Raw genomic sequence first — 452 nt, forward strand, 5'->3', positions numbered from 1 at the left:
TCACCGCACAAAACGTGATCAAAGGTTTCCATAATGTTACTCTTACTTTAAACTTTATAGAAGAAACCGCGGCAGTATTAACAGAGATCTTCGGGTACAAAAAAGTCAAAACGGAAGGAAGTTTCCACCGCTATGGAACAGATGCTGTTGAAAATGCCGCTTTTGTAGATCTTTTTATTTTACCCGATGCCTACCGCGGCATCAATTCTGTAGGCACCAACCACCACGTTGCATTCAGGGTCAAAGATGAAGAAAGCCTCATGGCCATGCGTGAGAAAGTCTTGCAACATGGGCTGCAGATCACCGAAAAGATCAACAGGGATTATTTCTACTCTTTGTACTTCAGGGAACCCGGAGGTGTACTGTTCGAAATTGCGACCGATAATCCGGGGTTTGCCACAGATGAAACCGTTGAAGAATTAGGTTCTACTTTACAACTACCCGACAGGTAT

Annotated in this window: 1 protein-coding gene; it reads left to right on the forward strand. The window is 43.8% G+C overall.

Translation table 11 applies throughout. The features are described 5' to 3' along the window. Positions 1–452: VOC family protein (locus HC175_RS18575; RefSeq protein ID WP_209310092.1), on the forward strand; the 452-nt coding region annotated here is incomplete at both ends.

It is taken from the genome of Salinimicrobium oceani (assembly GCF_012037645.1).